The organism is Paracidovorax oryzae ATCC 19882 (genome assembly GCF_000687165.1).
In the GTDB taxonomy this organism is placed as follows: Bacteria; Pseudomonadota; Gammaproteobacteria; order Burkholderiales; family Burkholderiaceae_C; genus Paracidovorax; species Paracidovorax oryzae.
Genome location: NZ_JMKU01000006.1, coordinates 88,146 through 107,988 on the forward strand (window position 1 = coordinate 88,146; position 19,843 = coordinate 107,988).

The 19,843-nt window shown below is 68.8% G+C and carries 15 protein-coding genes; 8 read left to right on the plus strand and 7 right to left on the minus strand.

Annotation, left to right across the window (positions count from 1 at the left end; all coding sequences use genetic code 11):
• The first annotated feature begins 5 nt into the window (after positions 1-5).
• The gene (locus T336_RS0105425) at positions 6-1,079 is read left to right on the plus strand and encodes an SMP-30/gluconolactonase/LRE family protein (RefSeq protein WP_019701553.1); all 1,074 of its coding nucleotides are present in this window, start codon (positions 6-8) and stop codon (positions 1,077-1,079) included.
• Between the two features lie 46 nt (positions 1,080-1,125).
• Complete coding sequence (locus tag T336_RS0105430; RefSeq protein ID WP_026431770.1) at positions 1,126-2,121, plus strand: Bug family tripartite tricarboxylate transporter substrate binding protein; 996 nt, start codon at positions 1,126-1,128, stop codon at positions 2,119-2,121.
• 49 nt (positions 2,122-2,170) lie between these two features.
• Here T336_RS0105430 and T336_RS0105435 read toward each other — a convergent pair whose 3' ends face one another.
• The 7 genes from T336_RS0105435 to T336_RS0105465 all read right to left on the minus strand — a co-directional run bounded on the left by T336_RS0105435 (position 2,171) and on the right by T336_RS0105465 (position 9,964).
• Complete coding sequence (locus T336_RS0105435; RefSeq protein ID WP_026431771.1) at positions 2,171-4,342, minus strand: TonB-dependent receptor family protein; 2,172 nt, start codon at positions 4,340-4,342, stop codon at positions 2,171-2,173.
• Between the two features lie 5 nt (positions 4,343-4,347).
• Complete coding sequence (locus T336_RS0105440) at positions 4,348-5,058, minus strand: superoxide dismutase family protein (protein WP_019701550.1); 711 nt, start codon at positions 5,056-5,058, stop codon at positions 4,348-4,350.
• Between the two features lie 155 nt (positions 5,059-5,213).
• Positions 5,214-6,113, minus strand: a complete 900-nt coding sequence (mmsB, locus tag T336_RS0105445; RefSeq protein ID WP_019701549.1) for a 3-hydroxyisobutyrate dehydrogenase — start codon at positions 6,111-6,113, stop codon at positions 5,214-5,216.
• A gap of 32 nt (positions 6,114-6,145) precedes the next feature.
• Positions 6,146-6,598: a TfoX/Sxy family protein gene (locus T336_RS0105450; RefSeq protein WP_026431772.1), complete on the minus strand. Its 453-nt coding sequence runs from the start codon at positions 6,596-6,598 to the stop codon at positions 6,146-6,148.
• Between the two features lie 37 nt (positions 6,599-6,635).
• Positions 6,636-7,802: an acyl-CoA dehydrogenase family protein gene (locus tag T336_RS0105455; RefSeq protein ID WP_026431773.1), complete on the minus strand. Its 1,167-nt coding sequence runs from the start codon at positions 7,800-7,802 to the stop codon at positions 6,636-6,638.
• A 67-nt stretch (positions 7,803-7,869) separates the two neighbouring features.
• A complete protein-coding gene (locus T336_RS0105460; protein WP_019701546.1) occupies positions 7,870-8,292 on the minus strand; it encodes a lysozyme inhibitor LprI family protein in 423 nt (140 codons plus the stop codon).
• 148 nt (positions 8,293-8,440) lie between these two features.
• Positions 8,441-9,964, minus strand: coding sequence for a CoA-acylating methylmalonate-semialdehyde dehydrogenase (locus T336_RS0105465; RefSeq protein ID WP_019701545.1), 1,524 nt, complete (start codon positions 9,962-9,964; stop codon positions 8,441-8,443).
• 163 nt (positions 9,965-10,127) lie between these two features.
• On the opposite strand from T336_RS0105465, the gene T336_RS0105470 reads away from it, so the two are divergent.
• The 6 genes from T336_RS0105470 to carB all read left to right on the plus strand — a co-directional run bounded on the left by T336_RS0105470 (position 10,128) and on the right by carB (position 19,709).
• The gene (locus T336_RS0105470; RefSeq protein ID WP_019701544.1) at positions 10,128-11,015 is read left to right on the plus strand and encodes a LysR family transcriptional regulator; all 888 of its coding nucleotides are present in this window, start codon (positions 10,128-10,130) and stop codon (positions 11,013-11,015) included.
• 330 nt (positions 11,016-11,345) lie between these two features.
• Complete coding sequence (locus tag T336_RS0105475) at positions 11,346-12,665, plus strand: ATP-grasp domain-containing protein (protein WP_026431774.1); 1,320 nt, start codon at positions 11,346-11,348, stop codon at positions 12,663-12,665.
• A gap of 194 nt (positions 12,666-12,859) precedes the next feature.
• Entirely contained in the window at positions 12,860-14,323 is a 1,464-nt protein-coding gene (cycA, locus tag T336_RS0105480; protein ID WP_026431775.1) for a D-serine/D-alanine/glycine transporter, read from the plus strand.
• A gap of 202 nt (positions 14,324-14,525) precedes the next feature.
• Positions 14,526-15,101 carry an EF-hand domain-containing protein gene (locus T336_RS0105485; protein ID WP_026431776.1) on the plus strand — a complete coding sequence of 192 codons (576 nt, stop codon included), beginning with the start codon at positions 14,526-14,528 and terminating at the stop codon, positions 15,099-15,101.
• A 170-nt stretch (positions 15,102-15,271) separates the two neighbouring features.
• Positions 15,272-16,456, plus strand: a complete 1,185-nt coding sequence (gene carA / locus T336_RS0105490; protein WP_026431777.1) for a glutamine-hydrolyzing carbamoyl-phosphate synthase small subunit — start codon at positions 15,272-15,274, stop codon at positions 16,454-16,456.
• Complete coding sequence (gene carB, locus T336_RS0105495) at positions 16,449-19,709, plus strand: carbamoyl-phosphate synthase large subunit (protein ID WP_026431778.1); 3,261 nt, start codon at positions 16,449-16,451, stop codon at positions 19,707-19,709. Before carA ends, carB begins: the two co-directional genes overlap by 8 nt.
• Positions 19,710-19,843: the final 134 nt, after the last annotated feature.

A 19,843-nucleotide genomic window follows, 5' to 3' on the forward strand; every position in this document is an offset into this window, starting at 1 on the left:
GAAACATGACGCCACGGCATCCAACCCTTCACTCCGGCGGCAGCCGCCGGGCCTTTCTCGGCGGAATGCTGGCAGCCGGCGGTGCAGCCGCCTGGCCTGGCGCCGCGGGCGCCCAGGCCTTCGATTTCAAGCCCAACCAGCGGTATCCCGATCCGGCCGTGCAGGTGCTGGATCCCTCATTTGCCAAGTACCGCCTGTTCAACAGCACCGTGGAGCAGGTCGCGACAGGCCTGCGCTGGGCCGAGGGGCCCGTCTGGTTCGGCGACGGGCGCTATCTGCTGGTCTCGGACATTCCCAACAATCGCATCGTGCGCTGGGACGAGGCCACGGGGCAACTGGGTGTCTTCCGCCAGCCCTCCAACTTCTCCAACGGCCTCGCGCGGGACCGCCAGGGCCGGCTGCTGGCCTGCGAACACCTGACGCGCCGCATCACGCGCACCGAGTACGACGGCAGCATCACGGTGCTGGCGGACGGCTACGGCGGAAAGCGCTTCAACTCGCCGAACGACATCGTCTGCGGGAGCGATGGTTCCATCTGGTTCACCGACCCGTCCTTCGGTATCTCGGGCCACTGGGAAGGGGACAAGGCGACGCCGGAACTGCCGCATTCGGTCTATCGCATCGATCCGCAGAGCGGCAGGACCGAACTGGTGCTGGACGACCTCGCCGGCCCCAACGGCCTGTGCTTTTCGGCGGACGAGCAGCGGCTCTACATCGTCGAGTCGCGTGCGCAGCCGCACCGCGTGGTGTGGGCGTTCGATGTCGCGGCGGGCGGCCGGCGGCTTGCCAATCGGCGGGTACACATCAAGGCGGCGGGAGGCGGCGCGCTGGACGGCATCAAGTGCGACGAAGACGGCAACCTCTGGTGCGGCTGGGGCAGCGACGGTTCGGCCGGAGCCAGCGCCGCCGAGCTGGACGGGGTGCGGGTGTTCAACCCGCAGGGCCAGCCGATCGGACACATCCACCTGCCCGAGCGCTGCGCGAACCTCGCGTTCGGCGGCGCCAAGCGCAATCGCCTTTTCATGGCCGCCAGCCATTCGATCTACGCGCTTTACGTCGAGGCACGCGGCGCGTCCTGAGGCGTCGCGCGGCCCGGAATCTTTTCACAACAAGGAGACAACCACCATGCAGCGCAGAACCTTCACCCTCCACGCCCTGGCCCTCGGCGCAGGTGCCATGCTGGGCACCGGGCCGGCCCTGGCCCAGGCGCCATGGCCCACGGGCAAGACCATCACCTACCTGGTGCCGTTCGCGGCGGGCGGCACGACCGACACGCTGGGCCGGCTGATCAGCCAGCAGCTGGGCACGGCCCTGGGCACCACGGTGGTGGTGGACAACAAGGGAGGGGCGGGCGGCAGCGTGGGCTCCGAGATCGCGGCGCGGGCCGCCCCGGACGGCTACACGCTGCTGGGGGGCACCATCAGCTCGCACGCGATCAACGTGAGCCTCTATCCGAAGCTGGGCTACGACCCGGTCAAATCCTTCGCGCCCGTGACGCTGATCGGCACCAACCCGGTGGTGCTCGTGGTGGCCGCCGGCAGTCCCTATAAGACGCTGCAGGACGTGCTCGCGGCGGCGAAGGCCAAGCCGGGCGGGCTTTCTTCGGCCTCGGCCGGCACGGGCACCTCGCAGCATCTGGCCCTGGAACTGCTGGCCTACAAGTCGGGCGTGAAGTTCACCCATGTGCCCTACAAGGGCAGCGGGCCGGCGATTCAGGACGTGATCGGCGGCCAAGTGGACATGATGTTCGACACCACCGTGGTCGCGGCGCCGCACATCCAGAGCGGCAAGCTGCGCGCGATCGCCGTCACCTCGGCGAAGCGGCTGGCCTCCATGCCCGACGTGCCCACGGTGGCCGAATCGGGCGTGGCCAGCCTCAAGGACTTCGAAGTGGTGTCCTGGCAGGCGATCTTCGTGCCCGCGGGAACGCCTGCGCCCATCGTCAACCGGCTGCACGACGAGATCCGCAAGATCCTCGCCCAGCCCGACATGCAGGCCAAGCTCAAGGGCTTCGGCATGGAGCCGGCGGACCTGACCATCGCCCAGATCGCGACCTTCCAGAAGGCCGAGGTCGAGAAATGGGCCCAGGTCATCAAGGCCGCGAACGTGAAGGTCGATTGAGACCCGGGCGTGGGGCAAGGGGGCGCCGGCCCTGCGGAGGCGCGCCCCTTCAAAGCAGCTGCGCGCGCAATCCCACCATGATGCGCCGGCCTGCCGCGGGCTCAAAGAAGCGTCCGTTGCCATCGTTGACGATCAGCGAGCCTGCGTAGCGGCGGTCGAACAGGTTGTCCAGCCGCGCCCAGGCCTGCCAGCGCACGGTGCCTCCGGTCTTCCATCCATAGCCCGCCCGCAGTCCGGCGACGGCATAACCGGGGGCCGATTCGGTGTTGGCGTCGTTGGCTTGTACCCGGGAGGAGAAGTCCACCGCGCCGCCCAGCGTCCATCGCGCGTCGGGCGCGTAATCCAGCGACAGGCGGGCCGTGTGGCGCGCCGTGCCCGGCAGGCGGTTGCCGGAGGGCACCGCCACGCCGCCCGCGCCGGTGTAGGGACTGGCGAAAAAGGCGTCCAGGTAGGTGTAGGCGGCCCGCGGGACGAAGGCACCCATGCGCGCGCTCCAGCCCAGCTCCATGCCGCGGCGGTGCACGCGGTCGGCATTCTGGTACACCGTGCGGCCATTGACCGTCGCCGCGGGAACGATCTCCCCGCGCGTGCGGGCGTCGAACCAGGCGGCCTCCACGCGGTGCACCCCGTCCTGCCACTTGGCGCCCACCTCGAACTGGCGGTTGCGCGCGGCCTCCAGCCCGTAGTTCGGTCCGCTGTTGGTGCGGCTGTAGGCCATCTCGGCCAGCGTGGGCGTCTCGATGCCTCCGCCGGCATTGGCATACAGGTTCAGGTGCTCCGAGGCGGCCCAGACCAGGCCCACGGCCGGACTGGTGCGGTGCCAGGTGCGTTCGCCGCTGTCGTCGGGATTGGCGGCGCTCGCGGGAAAGCGGTCGTCCACGGCCAGCCGGACCCGCGTCGATCGCAGTCCCGCGACCGCGCGCACGGTGGGGGCGATCCATGCGTCCACCTGGGCGAAGAGGTCGGTGTTGCCCGCGCGGTCCTGCTCGTCGCGCCGCAGTGCGCCGGGCACGCCCGCATCGTTGACGAAGCCCTGGCGATGCTCGGAGAGCCGGTCGGCATCCACACCCACCGTCCAGGACCAGGGCAGGCCGGCGGCGGTGCGGTCGCTGTGCGTCCAGGCGGCCCCGAGGCCGTAGTAGTCGCGGTCCAGGTCCACCACGCCGCCGGCGCTGTTGGCGGCCGCACCGGAGAAGGAGAGGGTCTGGAACAGGCTGCGGGTGCCGCCATAAAGCCTTGCGCGCACGCTGTCCGTGGCGCTCAGCGCGTGCTCCACCACCAGACCGAGCTGGTTCTGTCGCACGGTCTTGCGGGTGTCGAAGCTGTACGCCACCGCGTGGGCCTGGCGGGGATCGGCCCGCCACTGCTCGCGCGTCAGACCGAGCGGGTCCTGCGCCAGCGGCTGGTCGAACAGGTTCACCAGCACCGTGACGCGGGTGTCGCTGGAAGGCCGTGCCACGACCTTCGCATTCAGGTGCGTGCGGCGGGCGGCGCCGTGGTCTCGCCATCCGTCGGTCTCGAAGCGGGAGATGTCCACCAGCCCGCCCAGGGTGCGGTCGCCCGCGTCGAACGATGCCTCGGCCATGCGCTGGCCGTAGGATCCCGCGGCCACCGAGGCGGAAGCCCCTCCGCCTTCCCGCGGATCGCGCGTGGTGACCTGCAGCACGCCGCCCGCCGCGTTGCCGTACTGCTGGGCGAGCGGCCCGCGCAGCACTTCCACCTGCGAGGCGGACGGCAGCTGGGCCGTGGCGGCCTGGCCCTGGCCATCCGGCATCGTGGCCGGGATGCCGTCCACGAGGATGCGCACGCCCCGCACGCCGAACGTGGAGCGCGACCCGAAGCCGCGCACCGCGATCTGGAGATCCTGCGCGTAGTTCTGTCGGTCGGACACCGCCACACCGGGCTGGCCGGCCAGCAGCTCGGACAGGTTGACGAGCGGCGTGGCGGCCGTGAAGGGGTCCAGGGCGATGGCCGTATGGCTTGCGGTGGCATCGAAGCGGCGCTGGGCCGCAGCCTGGCCGCCGGACACCTCGACGGCCGGCAGCGCGGGATCGGGGCCGGCGGCCTGGGCCATGGCTTCCGGCGGGCTGCCCGCCCACAGGGCGCAGCCGGCCATGACCGCCCAGACCGGCGCGTAAGCGCGGTTGGTCGCAGTGCCGGAAGGAGCGCAGGGCGGAAGGGAGGGGGCCGCGTGGTTCGGGGGAGAGGGCAGGCCGCGCATGCGCATCAGCTGCGCGGCGCCGGGGCCTGGCCGACCACGCTGCTGGGCTGCGCTGGCTCGATCACGCCGCACAGGACGCGGCCACCGGAGTTGCCGGCCGGATTGGTCTTGTAGTCGTCTTCCTTCTCGTGCACCACGAGGGCGCGGCCCATGATGGAAGCCTTGCCCGGGGTGAGCGTGACATTGGCATTCAGGTAGCGCAGCGTGCCGCGGCCATCCGCGCCCACGGTGATGTTGGGCAATTCGCCAGCGTGGGCCTTGTCGACGGGCGATCCAGGCTGGCCGTGCTGGTGGGACATGCCGGGGTCGAAGTGCCCGCCCGCCGCGCCGAAGGGAATGGTCTTGCCGGTGGCGGCGTCCGGCCCGGGAGCGCACTGGCCATTGGCATGGATGTGGAAACCGTGCAGGCCGGCGGAAAGCCCCTGTACCTGCGCGGCGATTTCCACGCCGCTGGGCGTTTCGGTCAGGACGGCCGTGCCGGCGGGCTGGCCGTCCGCGGTCATCAGGCGGGCCGAGGCCGTGGCGCGCTCCGGGCCGGGGACCGGCATCTTCGTGGCGCTGCTGGCGGCTTCCACGGCGTGGGGGGCGGGCGTGCCCTGTGCCTTGGTGCCCTGGGCGCCGCAGCCCGCGAGGGCCAGCGCGGCGCCCGCAGCCGCCAGCGCGGTGGCCAGGCGCAGGGGACGGAGAGAGGAGTGGGTCGGGCGGTACAGGTTCATGGTCGTCGGGCTGTGTAGAAGGACAAAGGCCCTGCGATGCAGGGCTGCGGCACCCGGCAGCATGCGGCGCGATTTCCGCGTGCCGCGTAGGACAACCGCCCGGGGGCGGCCGGCCTTCCCTCGGCAGCGGCAGGCGTGCCACCCCGGAAAAGGGCTCAGGTGCCGGGTTTGCGGACGAGCCGCAGGATACTGGAGAAATCCAGCCCGCCGTGGCCCGCCAGGCTATGCGCCGCATAAAGACTGCGCGCAAGTCCTCCCAGGGGCGTGGCCGCTTTCACGGCGGTGGCATTCTCCTGCGCGAGCCCCAGGTCCTTGAGCATCAGGTCAGTGCCGAAGCCTCCCGCGTAGTCCTTGCTCGCCGGGGCCTGGGGCATGACACCGGGCCAGGGATTGTATTTTTCCAGGGCCCAGTTGCCGCCCGAGCTGCGGCGCATGATCTCGCTGAGCACCGCCGGATCCAGGCCGTTGGCGACGCCCAGGGCGAGGGCCTCGCTCGTGCCGGCCATCAGGATGCCCAGCAGCATGTTGTTGCAGATCTTGGCGGTCTGGCCCGCACCCACCCCGCCTGCGTGGAAGATGTTGGCGCCCATTTTCTCCAGCACCGGGCGGGCACGTTCCAGATCGGCCGCATCGCCGCCCACCATGAAGGTCAGCGTGCCCGCGACGGCCCCCCCCGTGCCGCCGGAGACGGGGGCGTCGATGAAGGCGATGCCGCGCTCCCGTGCAGCCTCGGCGACCTTACGCGACGTGGCTGCCGCGATGGTCGAGCAGTCGATCACCAGCGTGCCGGCGGCCAGCTGGGGCAGCAGGCCGGGCTGCTGGGCGCTTCCCAGGAACAGCGACTCCACATGCGGGCTGGCCGGCAGCATGCTGATGACCACCTCGGCGCCCGCCACGCAGGCGCCGGCATCGGTGGCGATGCGCACCCCGTCGGCTGCCAGCCTGTCGCAGGCGGGCCGGGACAGGTCGAATGCGCCGACGTCATGGCCGGCCTTGTGCAGGTTCAGGGCCATGGGGCCGCCCATGTTGCCCAGGCCGATGAATGCGATCTTCATGTGTTGTCTCCTTGGGGTGGTGAATCGGTGTGTCAGTCGTCGGCCTCGAAAATGCTGTGGCGACGCGGGGCTGCCTTGGCCGGCGGTGCTTTCGGGGCCGTGGCCGCAGTCGTGGCAGCTTTCCGGCGCTTCGGGCTCGCCTTGGCGCGCGGGTTGTAGGCGAGGGCTTCGTCCAGCCAGAAGGCCCACTGCGCGGCACGCGCGTAGCCGTGCGGCTCGACCCAGAAGTAGCCCTGCATGCCGCCGCCGGGAGAGAGCTCGCGCGTGTTCTGCATTTCCTGGAATTCGCCGTGGCGCTCCGGCGGCAGGCGCACCAGCAGTTCCGCACCTTTCACGCCGATGCACAGCTTGCCGTCCACGAAGAAGGCCCGGCAGCCGAACAGCGTGCGTTCTTCCATCGACGTGGGGCCGCAGCGCTGCGCGAGCGCATCGCGCACGGCATCGATGAGGTGCAGTGTCTCGTCGGAAAGGGGGCGCGCAGGCATCTGAATGAAGGCACTTCAGCCGGTGGTGCGGCAGGGCTCAGCGGATCGCGTCCGGTGCGTCGCCGTCCAGCATGCGCCGGGCGATGATGACGCGCATGATCTCGTTCGTGCCCTCCAGTATCTGGTGCACTCGCGCATCGCGCAGCAGGCGCTCCAGCGGGTATTCGCGGATGTAGCCGTAGCCGCCGTGCAGCTGCAGCGCCTCGTTCACCACGGCGAAGCCCGCATCGGTGGCGAAGCGCTTGGCCATGGCGCAGTAAGTGGAGGCGTCGCGGGCGCCCGCATCCAGCTTGGAGGCGGCCAGCCGCACCATCTGGCGCGCGGCGACCAGTTCGGTCGCCATGTCGGCCAGCTTGAACTGCAGTGCCTGGAAGCTGGCAATGGCCTTGCCGAATTGCTTGCGGTCCTGCATGTATTGCTGCGCCGCGTTCAGCGCCCCCTGGGCTGCGCCCACAGAGCAGGTGGCGATGTTGATTCGCCCTCCGTCCAGGCCCTTCATCGCGATCTTGAAGCCCTCGCCCTCGGCCCCCAGCAGGTGGTCAGCCGGGATGCGCACGTTGTCGAAACTGATGGTGCGCGTGGGCTGGCTGTTCCAGCCCATCTTCTCTTCCTTCTTGCCGTAGTGGATGCCTGCCGCATCCGCCGGCACGGCGAAGGCGCTGATGCCGCCCGCACCGGAGTCGGGCGCGCCCGTGCGGGCCATGAGCACCAGCACGTCGGTGCTGCCGGCGCCGCTGATGAAGGCCTTGGAGCCGTTGATGACGTATACATCGCCCGACCGCTCGGCCCGCGTCTTGAGCGAGGCCGCGTCCGAGCCCGCGCCCGGCTCGGTCAGGCAGTAGCTGGCGAGCTTCTCCCCGCTCGTGAGCAGCGGGCCCCAGTGGTCCCGCACCGCACTGGTGGCCCAGGTGCCCAGCATCCAGGTCGCCATGTTGTGGATGGTGATGAAGGCGGTGGTCGAGGGATCGACGGCCGCCATCTCCTCGAACACCAGCGTGGCATCCAGCCGCGGCAAGGCGAGGCCGCCGGCGTTCTCGGGCGCGTAGAGGCCGCAAAAGCCCAGCGCGCCCGCCTTCGCGATCGCCTCGCGCGGGAAGATGCCTTCCGCGTCCCATTGCGCGGCATGGGGCGCCAGTTCGGCCCGGGCGAACTCGCGGGCGGTGTCGGCGAAGGCGCGTTGTTCTTCGGTCAGCTCGAAATCCATGGTGCGTGTCTCGTCCTGCTCGTTGTTCTGTCTTCGTCCTGGGGGCGTCGTGGATGCATGGCGCCCGCTAGGGTTTCGCGGATGGATGCTCCAGCGTCAGCCAGCGCATCAGGCCCCGGCGCCGCGCTTCGGTTTCAGCCGCCAGGCACTCGTGGTAGAGGCGCGGCCCCTCGGGCAGCGCTTCGGTCGCGCGCGTCGCCTGCTTGCACCGCGTGATGCGCTCGCGCTGCCACGCGGCCTGCTCCTGCCGCAGTTGCGGCCGCTCGTTTGCCGACAGCGCCCGCATCACATCGCCGTACAGGATCGCGATGGCCGCATCCGCCTGCTGCCAGGCCTGCACCGCACAGGCATTCGTTTCAGCCAGCGTGCCCTTGGGATCACAGGCCGCGCCAGCCTGGGCATGCGCGCCGGCACTGCACAGCAAGAGGGCGAGAGCGCCCGCGGCACTGGCCACCCGGGCCGGTCGTCGCGGAATCTTGAGAATTTCCATCCTTCGCTTGTACCACTGCGCCAGATACCGGCGCGGCCCGAGGCCAGCAGACGCCGTGGAACTGGCTTTGCCAGGCCACTGGCGTCGTCTCCCTTCCCGCGCGCCAGCGCGAGAGAAGGGGGAAGGCGCGCAGCGCCTCAGGGGGATGTCACTTCAGGCTAATGGTGGTGTTCACGCCATGGCCGATCGTGCTGTCGTCGAACCAGCGCGCCGTCACCGTCTTGGTCTGCGTGTAGAACAGCACCACCTGCTTGCCGTAGGGCCCCAGGTCGCCGAGCTTGGAGGCGCGCGAGCCCGAGAACGAGAAGAGGGGCACCGGCACGGGAATCGGCACGTTGATGCCCACCTGGCCCACGTCGATCTCTTCCTGGAACTTGCGCGCCGCCGCGCCCGACTGGGTGAAGATGGCCGTGCCGTTGCCGTTCGGGTTGGCGTTGATGAATTCGATGGCTTCCTCGATATCCTTGGCCGCCGCCAGGCAGAGCACGGGGCCGAAGATCTCCTGGTCGTAGATGGACATGCCGGGCTTCACGCCGCTGAAGATGGTCGGGCCGACGAAGTTGCCCTTCTCGAAGCCGGCCACCTGCGGCTTGCGGCCATCCAGCTCCAGCGTGGCGCCGTCGGCGATGCCGCGCTCGATCAGTCCTTCGACGCGGTCCCTGGCGGCGCAGGAAACCAGCGGACCCACGTCCGTGCCTTTCTCGGTGCCGGCATTGACCTTGAGCGTCTTCGCCTTGGCGACCAGGTCGGAAATCCATTGCTGCGCCTCGCCCACCAGAACCACCACCGACAGTGCCATGCAGCGCTGGCCGGCAGCGCCGAAGGCCGCGCCGGCCAGTGCGTTGAGCGTCTGCTCCTTGTTGGCATCGGGCATGACGATGGCGTGGTTCTTCGCGCCCATCATGCACTGCACACGCTTGCCATTCAGGCTGGCGCGGTTGTACACATGGGTGCCGACCTTGGTGGAGCCCACGAAGCTGATCGCCTTGATGTCCTGGTGGTCGCAGATCGCGTTCACCGCATCCTCGCCGCCGTGCACCACGTTCAGGACGCCGGGTGGGATGCCTGCCTCCAGCGCCAGTTCGCACAGGCGCATGGTCACCATCGGGTCCTGCTCGCTGGGCTTGAGCACGAAGGTGTTGCCGGTGGCGATGGCCATGGGGAACATCCAGAGCGGGATCATGGCCGGGAAGTTGAAGGGCGTGATGCCCGCGCACACGCCCAGCGGCTGCATCAGCGTGTAGGTATCCACGCCACCGGCCACGTTGTTGGCCAGTTCGCCCAGTTGCAGGTTGCCGATGGCGCTGGCGTGCTCCACCACCTCCAGGCCGCGGAACACGTCGCCTTCTGCATCGGGCAGGGTCTTGCCCTGCTCGGCCGTCAGCAGCGCGGCCAGCTCGGCCATGTTCTCGCGGATGAGCTGCTGGTATTTCAGGAAGATGCGCGCCCGGGCGCCGATGGCGGTCTTCTTCCAGCTCTTGAAGGCTTCCTTGCCGGAGGCCACGGCGGCATCGATCTCTTCCGGCGTGGCGAAGGGCACGCGCGCCAGCACTTCCTGCGTGGCAGGGTTCACCACGTTGCGCCACTGGGTGGTCTTCGATTCGACGAACTGGCCGCCGATCAGCAGCTTGACCGTCGGCGCCAGGACGGCCGTGGATTGGGGGGCATTCATGCGCTTGTCTCCTGTCTGGGTTGGAATCGGGGTGCCGGCTCCGGACCGGTACGCCGACACATGCTATCCGTGCGAAATTGCAAGATCAATAGAGAAAAATCGCACGGGCGCTTTGCGAAATTGCACAACACAATCCCCGCATCGAACACCACGCGAACGCCTTATGGATTGGGAGAACCTGCGCTATTTCCTGGAACTGGCCCGTACCGGCACGCTGGCCGCCGCGGCGCGCCGCACCGGCGTGGAACACACCACCGTCGCGCGCCGCATCCAGGCCCTGGAAAAACAGATGGGCGAATCCCTGTTCGCCCGTGAGGCCGGCGGCCACCGTCTCACCGAAGCAGGCCGGAACCTGCTTCCGGCCGTCGAGGCGATGGAGACGGCCGTGCTCGGCGTCGAGCGGGTGCGGCCCACCGGCATCGGCCCGGCAGGCCTCGTGCGCGTGGGCGCCACGGAGGGCTTCGGCACGCAGGTGCTCGCTCCGCACCTCGCGCGGCTCACGTTGCAGTATCCCCACCTCAGCGTGGACCTGCTGGCCTTGCCCCGCATGCTGCACCTGTCACGCCGGGAGGCGGACATCGTCATTTCGCTGGAGCGGCCCACGCGCGGCGCCGTGATCGTCTCCAAACTGGCGGACTACACCCTGCGCCTCTACGGCCAGAAGGAATACCTGGCCCGCAGGCCGCCCATTGCCCGGCGCGATGACCTGCGGCACCACGCGTTCGTCAGCTATGTGGACGACCTGCTGTTCACCAAGGAGCTTCAGTTCCTCGACCAGCTCGTCCCGCCCGAGCGCTTCGCGTTCCGCAGCACCAGCGTCGCGGCGCAATACGAGGCGGTACGCGCCGGTGCGGGGCTGGGGGTGCTGCCGGCTTTCCTGGCCGGCAGCGACCCGCTGCTGGAGCGTGTGCTGCCTGGCGAGGCACGTTTCACCCGCACGTTCTGGATGAGCATGCCGGCCGAAGCGAAATACCAGGCGCGTACCCAGGCGGTGTGGGATTTCCTCAAGGAAGTCGGCCAGCAGGAGGCTGCCAGGCTGATGCCGTCCTGATACGGGGTGTTTCAATTCAAAGAAACATTAATGGCGTGCATGACCTGTCAGATCAAGGTCTGTGCATGGATGCGTGCAATCATTCCTGCATTGCATTCCAGAAGATTTCGAGGGTGGGGCAGGGGAAGCGCCGCGTCTGACGGGGCGGGGCACTCCTGAAGGAGCCTGCTGCGTGCGTCGGCGCCAGCATGCCGCGTGCCGTGCCGCAGCGGCGCCTGGGCCATGGGCCATGGGCCGTGCAGGTCGGTGCGAGACGTGCATGCGCTGCCAGTCGCCATCTCCCGGCTGGAGACGCCGCCCGCATGCCATGGCTGTCGAGATCGCGGTCCCATGAACATTCTCATCTTCCATTCCATTCCCTATCCGCACGTGGAGTACCACCGCGGGATCGACCACTCCCGGCACGACGTGACCTATTTCGGCCCTGCGGAGGCGCTGGCAACAGTGCCCGAGGGGCTGCGCTGCAGCAAGGTCGCGCGCCCTGGCGCCGCAGGGGCCTGCGAAGAGGCGCGCTCCTGGATGGCGGCCCATCCTTGCGTGGCGTTCGACCGGGTCATCGCCCTGTCCGAGGGCGAGCGCCTCGAGGCCGCTCGCTTGCGCGAATGGCTGGGCCTGCCGGGCGACCGGTCCGAGAAGGTCGCGGCCCTGCGCAACAAGCTCTGGATGAAACAGGCCGTCGCCGCCGCAGGGCTGCGGGTGCCGCGCTTCGCCTCACTTCCCGCCTTCCTCGCCCGCCGGGACGGCCCGCCCTGGCAGGGGCGGACCGTCCTCAAGCCCCACAGCGGCGCGGCCAGCGAAGACGTGGCCGTCTTCGCAACCGCCGCGCAGGCCCGTGCCGCCGTGCTGGGCTTCTGCTCCGGCATTCCCCGGCTGGACGCCCTGGAGGCCGTGGACGCCTGCGGCGACTTCGAGGTGGAGGAGTATGTGGAAGGGCCCGTCCTGCATTTCGATGGCGTGGTCGCGGGCGGCACGGTCTTCGCGCTCGCCGCCAGCCGCTACCTCAATACCTGCCTGGACTATGCCCGCGGAGCACCGCTGGGCTCCATCCACATTCCGCTGGACGAGCGCATGCGTCACTGGGTCGCCCGCGCCCTGGAGGGGCTCGGCATGCGCGACGGCTGCTTCCACCTGGAGGCGATCGAGCAGGGTGGCGAGCTGGTTTTCCTGGAGATCGACCATCCCGTCGATGTCCCCCACGGCATTGCCACGTTCGAGCGGGCCACGGGCATCCATCTGCCATCGGTGGAGCTGCACCGACTGCTCGGCGAGGCCGGGGAGAACGAAGTGCCTCCCCTGGGGCGGGAGGCTGGCTCGGCCGATCCGGGACGGTGCTGGCACGGCTGGTTCGCCGTGCCCGGGCACCACCTGGGATGCGCCACCCATCCCGGCCTGGAGGGTATCGCCGTTTTCCGGCGCAGCGAGGCGGTGGTCGGCTGGAGCGAGCTCCCGGCAGGTGCGCCGCTGCCCGGAAGGGTTACCTACCGGACCGATGCGCTGCCGCTCGCAGGCATCGTCGCCACCGCGGCCCCGCCGCAGACCCAGGCCTGGATGGAGTCGCTTTTCGCGGCGGTGCAGTGGAAGCCCGCCGCGCCGCATGCCGTGCCGGAAGCCGCCCCCGGTCCCGCGGCCCCGCTGCCCGCCACCGCATGAGTTCCAGCCTCCGCGGACCGGGCTGCCGGCAAAGGGGCGCGGGTTGGGTCTAAGATCCGCGCTTTCCGGCCAGCGGAACCACGCGCCGCCCGCACTGTCGGGCGGCTTCTTTCCGGCCCCTGTTCGGCCTTGTCTGCCCTGAGCGGCGAAGCGAGCGGGCCGGTTTCCCTGTTTCTTCCATTGGAGTTCCCTGAATGACACCTCAGGCCACGCCCCCAGGGCAAGACCCCACGGGGCACGACCATCTGCAGCGCAACCTCACCAACCGGCACATCCAGCTCATCGCCATCGGCGGCGCGATCGGCACCGGGCTTTTCATGGGGTCCGGCAAGACGATCAGCCTCGCGGGCCCGTCCATCGTGTTCGTGTACATGGTGATCGGCTTCGTGCTGTTCTTCGTGATGCGTGCCATGGGCGAACTGCTGCTCTCCGACCTGCGCTACAAGTCCTTCATCGATTTTTCCGCCGACCTGCTCGGGCCCTGGGCAGGGTTCTTCACCGGCTGGACCTACTGGTTCTGCTGGATCGTCACGGGCATCGCCGACGTGATCGCGATATCGGCATACACCCAGTTCTGGTTTCCGCACATTCCGCAGTGGGCGCCGGCCCTGGCCTGCGTCGGCCTGCTGCTGTCGCTCAACCTCCTCACCGTCAAGCTCTTCGGCGAGATCGAATTCTGGTTCGCCATGGTCAAGATCGTCGCCATCGTGGCGCTGGTCGCCACCGGCCTGTACATGGTGGGCACGGGCTTCGTCGCTCCGGCGGGGCACCAGGCCAGCCTGGGCAACCTCTGGAACGACGGCGGCATGTTCCCGCACGGGCTGATGGGCTTCTTCGCCGGCTTCCAGATCGCGGTGTTCGCCTTCTCGGGCATCGAGCTGGTCGGCACCACCGCGGCGGAGGCGCAGGATCCGGAGCGCAGCCTGCCGCGGGCCATCAACTCCATTCCCGTGCGCATCATCGTCTTCTACGTGCTGGCGCTGGTCGCCATCATGGCGGTCACGCCATGGCGCGAGGTCGTGCCCGGCAAGAGCCCGTTCGTGGAGCTGTTCGTGCTCGCCGGGCTGCCGGCCGCGGCAGGCATCATCAACTTCGTCGTGCTGACCTCGGCCGCCTCGTCGGCCAACAGCGGCGTGTTCTCCACCAGCCGCATGCTCTACGGGCTGGCGCTGAAAGAGGACGCGCCCCGGGCCTTCCGCCACCTGTCGAAGCAGAGCGTGCCCTCGCGCGGCCTGCTGTTCTCGTGCACCTGCCTGCTGGCGGGGGCCCTGCTGATGTGGGTGATTCCCGACCTCGTGGAAGCATTCACCCTGGTGACCACCGTGTCGGCCATCCTGTTCATGTTCACCTGGTCGCTGATCCTGCTGTCCTATATCGCCTACCGGCGCAACCACCCGGAACGGCACGCCGCCTCCATCTACAAGATGCCCGGCGGCGCGGCGATGTGCGCGGCCTGCCTGGCGTTCTTCGTGTTCATCCTGGGGTTGCTGGCGCTGGAATCGGACACGCGCAAGGCGCTCATCGCGACCCCGCTCTGGTTCGTGCTGCTGGGAGCGGCCTACAGCCTGCTGCGCCCCGGCTCCCGCCGGGCGGCCGCGCAGGCCGCCGAGACGGGGATGGCTCCGGGCCCGATGCCAGGACCGGCTTCCAGCCGCTGACCGCGCGGGGCATTCCAGGGGGCGACACCTGGCCCATGCGGAGTGCGGCTTCGTGCCGCGCTGCCCGAAAAGCCGGGCGCTTGCCGCCTTCTTCCGGGGATCGGCGCGCCGCAGGCTGCGTAACCTTCCGGGGAGCGCATGCGGTTTCGCTCCGGGCAGGGTGCCAGGAGCGGCGGGCGCCATTCCTCAGGAGCCTGCGGCCATGTCCCCCATCATTTCCGGTCTCGCGTCCGTCGCGTCCATGCTGTACAACGCGGCCTCCTCGTCCAGGGCGTCCTCCGGCCCGGCAGGCAAGGGTGCCGACACATCGTCCCTGCCCGACCCCTCGGCAGTCGTGACGCTGAGCCAGGATGCAGGCGGCCTCGCCCGCCTGGCCGGCCAGGGCGTGATGGCCTCCACGGCTCAGGCGCAGGCCGGCCTGCTGGCCACGGGCGGATCGGCAGGCGGTGCGCTGCAGGCGCTGTCGTCCAACCGCGCCGTGCCGAAGGAAGACTTCCAGGCGCTGCTCACGCGCTTCGGTGCCACGGACGCGCAGAAGGAGCAGCTCACTGCGGGCTTCGACACCGACAAGGACGGCACCATCACGCGCGACGAGTTCCTCCAGGGCCTTGCGCAGACGGCGGGCCCGCAGGGTTCGGGGGAGTTCGCGCAGTCCCTCCTGGCGCTGCTCGACCGCGGCGCCGCCGGCAATGCCGACGGGACCGTGGGCGCCAACGAGTTCAGCGCGCTGACCACCGCGTTCGCGGACATGTCACGGCGCCCGCGCAACATCCTCTGAAGGCTGCGGAGATTGGCCGGCCGCCGACCGCGGCACCCGGGTGAGGCTACAATTGGAGGCTTTCCCGCAAAAACGTCGCCCGGCCGCAACCAAAGCAATCCTTCCATAAAGAGCAGTCCTCAGGTCCATCCCGAGGGCTCCGGGCGACCCGTAACCATCCGGAGAACCCAGTGCTTTTGTCTCTCAAGGGAACCTTCCCTCCCGCCATCCTGGCGCTCGCAGACGGCACGGTCTTTATTGGTCGCTCGATCGGTGCCACCGGCACCACGGTCGGTGAAGTGGTGTTCAACACCGCCATCACCGGCTACCAGGAAATCCTCACAGACCCCAGCTATTGCCAGCAGATCGTCACGCTGACGTATCCGCACATCGGCAACTACGGAGTCAACACGGAGGACGTCGAGGCCGACAAGATCCATGCCGCAGGTCTCATCATCAAGGACCTGCCCCTGCTGGCCAGCAATTTCCGCAGCACCGAAACGCTGTCGCAATACCTCGTGCGCGGGAGCACGGTGGCCATCGCCGACATCGACACCCGCAAGCTCACCCGACTGCTGCGCGACAAGGGCGCGCAGAACGGCGCGATCCTGGGCCTGGCGGCCGGCGAGGCGGTGACGCAGGCGCGCATCGACGAAGCCCTGGCCGCCGCGAAGGCAGCCCCCAGCATGAAGGGGCTGGACCTCGCACAGGTGGTGAGCACGCCGTCTTCCTACGTCTGGGAGCAGACCGAGTGGAAGCTGGGCGAAGGCTACGGCCGGCAGGAGTCGCCCCGCTTCCACGTGGTGGCGTACGACTACGGCGTGAAGAAGAACATCCTGCGCATGCTGGCCGAGCGTGGCTGCAAACTCACCGTGGTGCCGGCGAAGACCCCGGCCGCCGACGTGCTCGCGATGCGCCCGGACGGCGTGTTCCTGTCCAACGGCCCCGGCGATCCGGCACCCTGCGACTACGCCATCGAAGCCACGCGCCAGATCATCGACGCCGGCGTGCCCACCTTCGGCATCTGCCTGGGCCACCAGATCATGGCCCTGGCCAGCGGCGCGAAGACCTTCAAGATGGACAACAGCCACCACGGCGCCAACCATCCCGTGAAGGACCTGGACAACGGCCGCGTGAGCATCACCAGCCAGAACCACGGCTTCGCCGTCGAGGCCGGGTCGCTGCCCGACAGCCTGCGCGCCACCCACGTGAGCCTGTTCGACGGCACGCTGCAGGGCCTGGAGCACACCAGCCAGCCCGCATTCTGCTTCCAGGGGCACCCCGAGGCATCGCCAGGCCCGCACGACATCGCCTATCTGTTTGACCGCTTCACGGCGCTGATGGAAAAGCACAAGACGGAGAACAAGAATGCCTAAGCGCAGCGACCTCAAATCGATCCTCATCATCGGCGCCGGCCCGATCATCATCGGCCAGGCCTGCGAGTTCGACTACTCCGGCGTGCAGGCCTGCAAGGCGCTGCGCGAGGAGGGCTACAAGGTCATCCTGATCAACAGCAACCCCGCGACGATCATGACCGACCCGGCCACGGCCGACGTCACCTACATCGAGCCCATCACCTGGCAGACGGTCGAGAAGATCATCGCCAAGGAGCGCCCGGACGCGATCCTGCCCACCATGGGCGGCCAGACCGCGCTCAACTGCGCGCTCGACCTGTGGCGCAACGGCGTGCTGCACAAGTACAAGGTGGAGCTGATCGGCGCCACGCCCGAGGCCATCGACAAGGCCGAGGACCGCCTGAAGTTCAAGGACGCGATGACCCGCATCGGCCTGGGCTCCGCCCGCTCCGGCATCGCCCACTCGATGGACGAGGCCTGGGCCGTGCAGCGAAGCGTGGGCTTCCCCACGGTGATCCGCCCCAGCTTCACGCTGGGCGGCACCGGCGGCGGCATCGCCTACAACCCGGAAGAGTTCGAGACCATCTGCAAGCGCGGCCTGGAAGCCTCGCCCACCAACGAGCTGCTGATCGAGGAATCGCTGCTCGGCTGGAAAGAGTACGAGATGGAAGTGGTCCGCGACAAGAAGGACAACTGCATCATCGTCTGCTCCATCGAGAACCTGGACCCGATGGGCGTGCACACGGGCGACTCGATCACGGTCGCGCCCGCGCAGACGCTCACCGACAAGGAATACCAGATCATGCGCAACGCCTCGCTCGCGGTGCTGCGCGAGATCGGCGTGGACACGGGCGGCTCCAACGTGCAGTTCTCGGTGAACCCGAAGGACGGCCGCATGATCGTCATCGAGATGAACCCGCGCGTGTCGCGCTCCTCGGCGCTGGCCTCCAAGGCCACGGGCTTCCCGATCGCCAAGGTGGCCGCCAAGCTGGCCGTGGGCTACACGCTCGACGAGCTGCGCAACGACATCACCGGCGGCGCCACGCCGGCCTCGTTCGAGCCCTCGATCGACTACGTGGTGACCAAGATCCCGCGTTTCGCGTTCGAGAAGTTCCCCGCGGCCGACAGCCGCCTGACCACGCAGATGAAGTCCGTGGGCGAGGTGATGGCCATGGGCCGCACCTTCCAGGAGTCCTTCCAGAAAGCCCTGCGTGGCCTGGAAGTCGGCGTGGACGGCATGAACGAGAAGACCCAGGACCGCGAGCTGCTCGAAAAGGAACTGGGCGAGCCCGGCCCCGAGCGCATCTGGTACGTGGGCGATGCCTTCGCCATGGGCCTGTCGGTCGATGAGGTGCATGACCTCACCAAGATCGACAAGTGGTTCCTGGTGCAGATCGAGGAGATCGTGAAGATCGAGCTCGACCTCGACCGGCTCTACGACGAGAAGGGCGAGGGCGCGCTGGCCGCGCTGGACGCCGACACTCTGCGCGTGCTCAAGAAGAAGGGCTTCTCCGACCGCCGCCTGGCGAAGCTGCTCAAGACCAACGAGAAGGCCGTGCGCGAGGCGCGCCGCGCGCTGAAAGTGCGCCCCGTCTACAAGCGCGTGGACACCTGCGCCGCCGAGTTCCCCACCAACACCGCCTACATGTACTCGACGTACGAGGAAGAGTGCGAGGCCGCGCCTTCCTCGAAGAAGAAGATCATGGTGCTGGGCGGCGGGCCGAACCGCATCGGCCAGGGCATCGAGTTCGACTACTGCTGCGTGCACGCCGCGCTCGCCATGCGCGAGGACGGCTACGAGACCATCATGGTCAACTGCAACCCCGAGACGGTCTCCACCGACTATGACACCTCGGACCGCCTGTACTTCGAGCCGCTCACGCTCGAAGACGTGCTCGAGATCGTGGACAAGGAAAAGCCCACCGGCGTGATCGTGCAGTACGGCGGCCAGACGCCGCTGAAGCTCGCGCTGGGCCTGGAGGCCGAGGGCGTGCCGATCATCGGCACCAGCCCCGACATGATCGATGCCGCGGAAGACCGCGAGCGCTTCCAGAAGCTGCTGGGCGACCTGGGCCTGCGCCAGCCGCCCAACGCCACGGCCCGCACCGAGGCCGAGGCACTGGAAAAGGCTGCCACCCTGGGCTACCCGCTCGTGGTGCGCCCCAGCTACGTGCTGGGCGGCCGCGCAATGGAGATCGTGCACGAGCAGCGCGACCTCGAGCGCTACATGCGCGAGGCCGTCAAGGTGAGCAACGATTCCCCGGTGCTGCTGGACCGCTTCCTGAACGATGCGATCGAGTGCGACGTGGACTGCCTGCGCGACCCCGAAGGCAAGGTCTTCATCGGCGGCGTGATGGAACACATCGAGCAGGCCGGCGTGCACTCGGGCGACTCCGCCTGTTCGCTGCCGCCGTACTACCTCTCCAAGGCCACGGTGGACGAGCTCAAGCGCCAGACCGCCGCCATGGCCGAGGGCCTGAGCGTGGTGGGCCTGATGAACGTGCAGTTCGCCATCCAGGAGCGCGAAGAGAATGGCGCCAAGCAGGATGTGATCTACGTGCTGGAAGTGAACCCCCGCGCCTCGCGCACGGTGCCGTTCGTCTCCAAGGCCACGGGCATCCAGCTGGCGAAGGTGGCCGCGCGCTGCATGGCCGGCCAGTCGCTCGCGTCCCAGGGCATCACCGAAGAGGTGACGCCGCCGTACTTCAGCGTGAAGGAAGCGGTGTTCCCGTTCGTGAAGTTCCCGGGCGTGGACACCATCCTCGGCCCCGAGATGAAGTCCACCGGCGAGGTGATGGGCGTCGGCAAGACCTTCGGCGAGGCCTTCGTCAAGAGCCAGCTCGGCGCCGGCACCAAGCTGCCCACCTCGGGCAAGGTGTTCCTGACGGTGAAGAACAGCGACAAGCCGCGCGCCGTGGCGATCGCGCGCGAGCTCGCCGCCATGGGCTTTGACCTCGTGGCGACCAAGGGCACGGCTGCGGCCATCGCCGACGCCGGCGTGCCGGTGAAGGTGGTCAACAAGGTCACCGAAGGCCGCCCCCACATCGTGGACATGATCAAGAACGACGAGATCGTGATGGTCATCAACACGGTGGAAGAGCGTCGCAACGCGATCGCGGATTCCCGTGCGATCCGCACCAGCTCGCTGCTGGCGCGCGTGACCACGTTCACGACCATCTTCGGCGCGGAAGCGGCCGTGGAAGGCATGAAGCACCTGCAGAACCTGGACGTGTATTCGGTGCAGGAACTGCACGCGCAGCTGACCGCCGCGTGACGGCGCCCGCACGCCTGTCCCGCACGGGCCTGCCCCGTGCGGCGGCCGGTGTGGACAGGCATGAAAAACCGGCATAATTTGCCGGTGACCTATTCAAGACCGCCGCGCGGCAACGCGCGGCGGTTTGCTTTTGG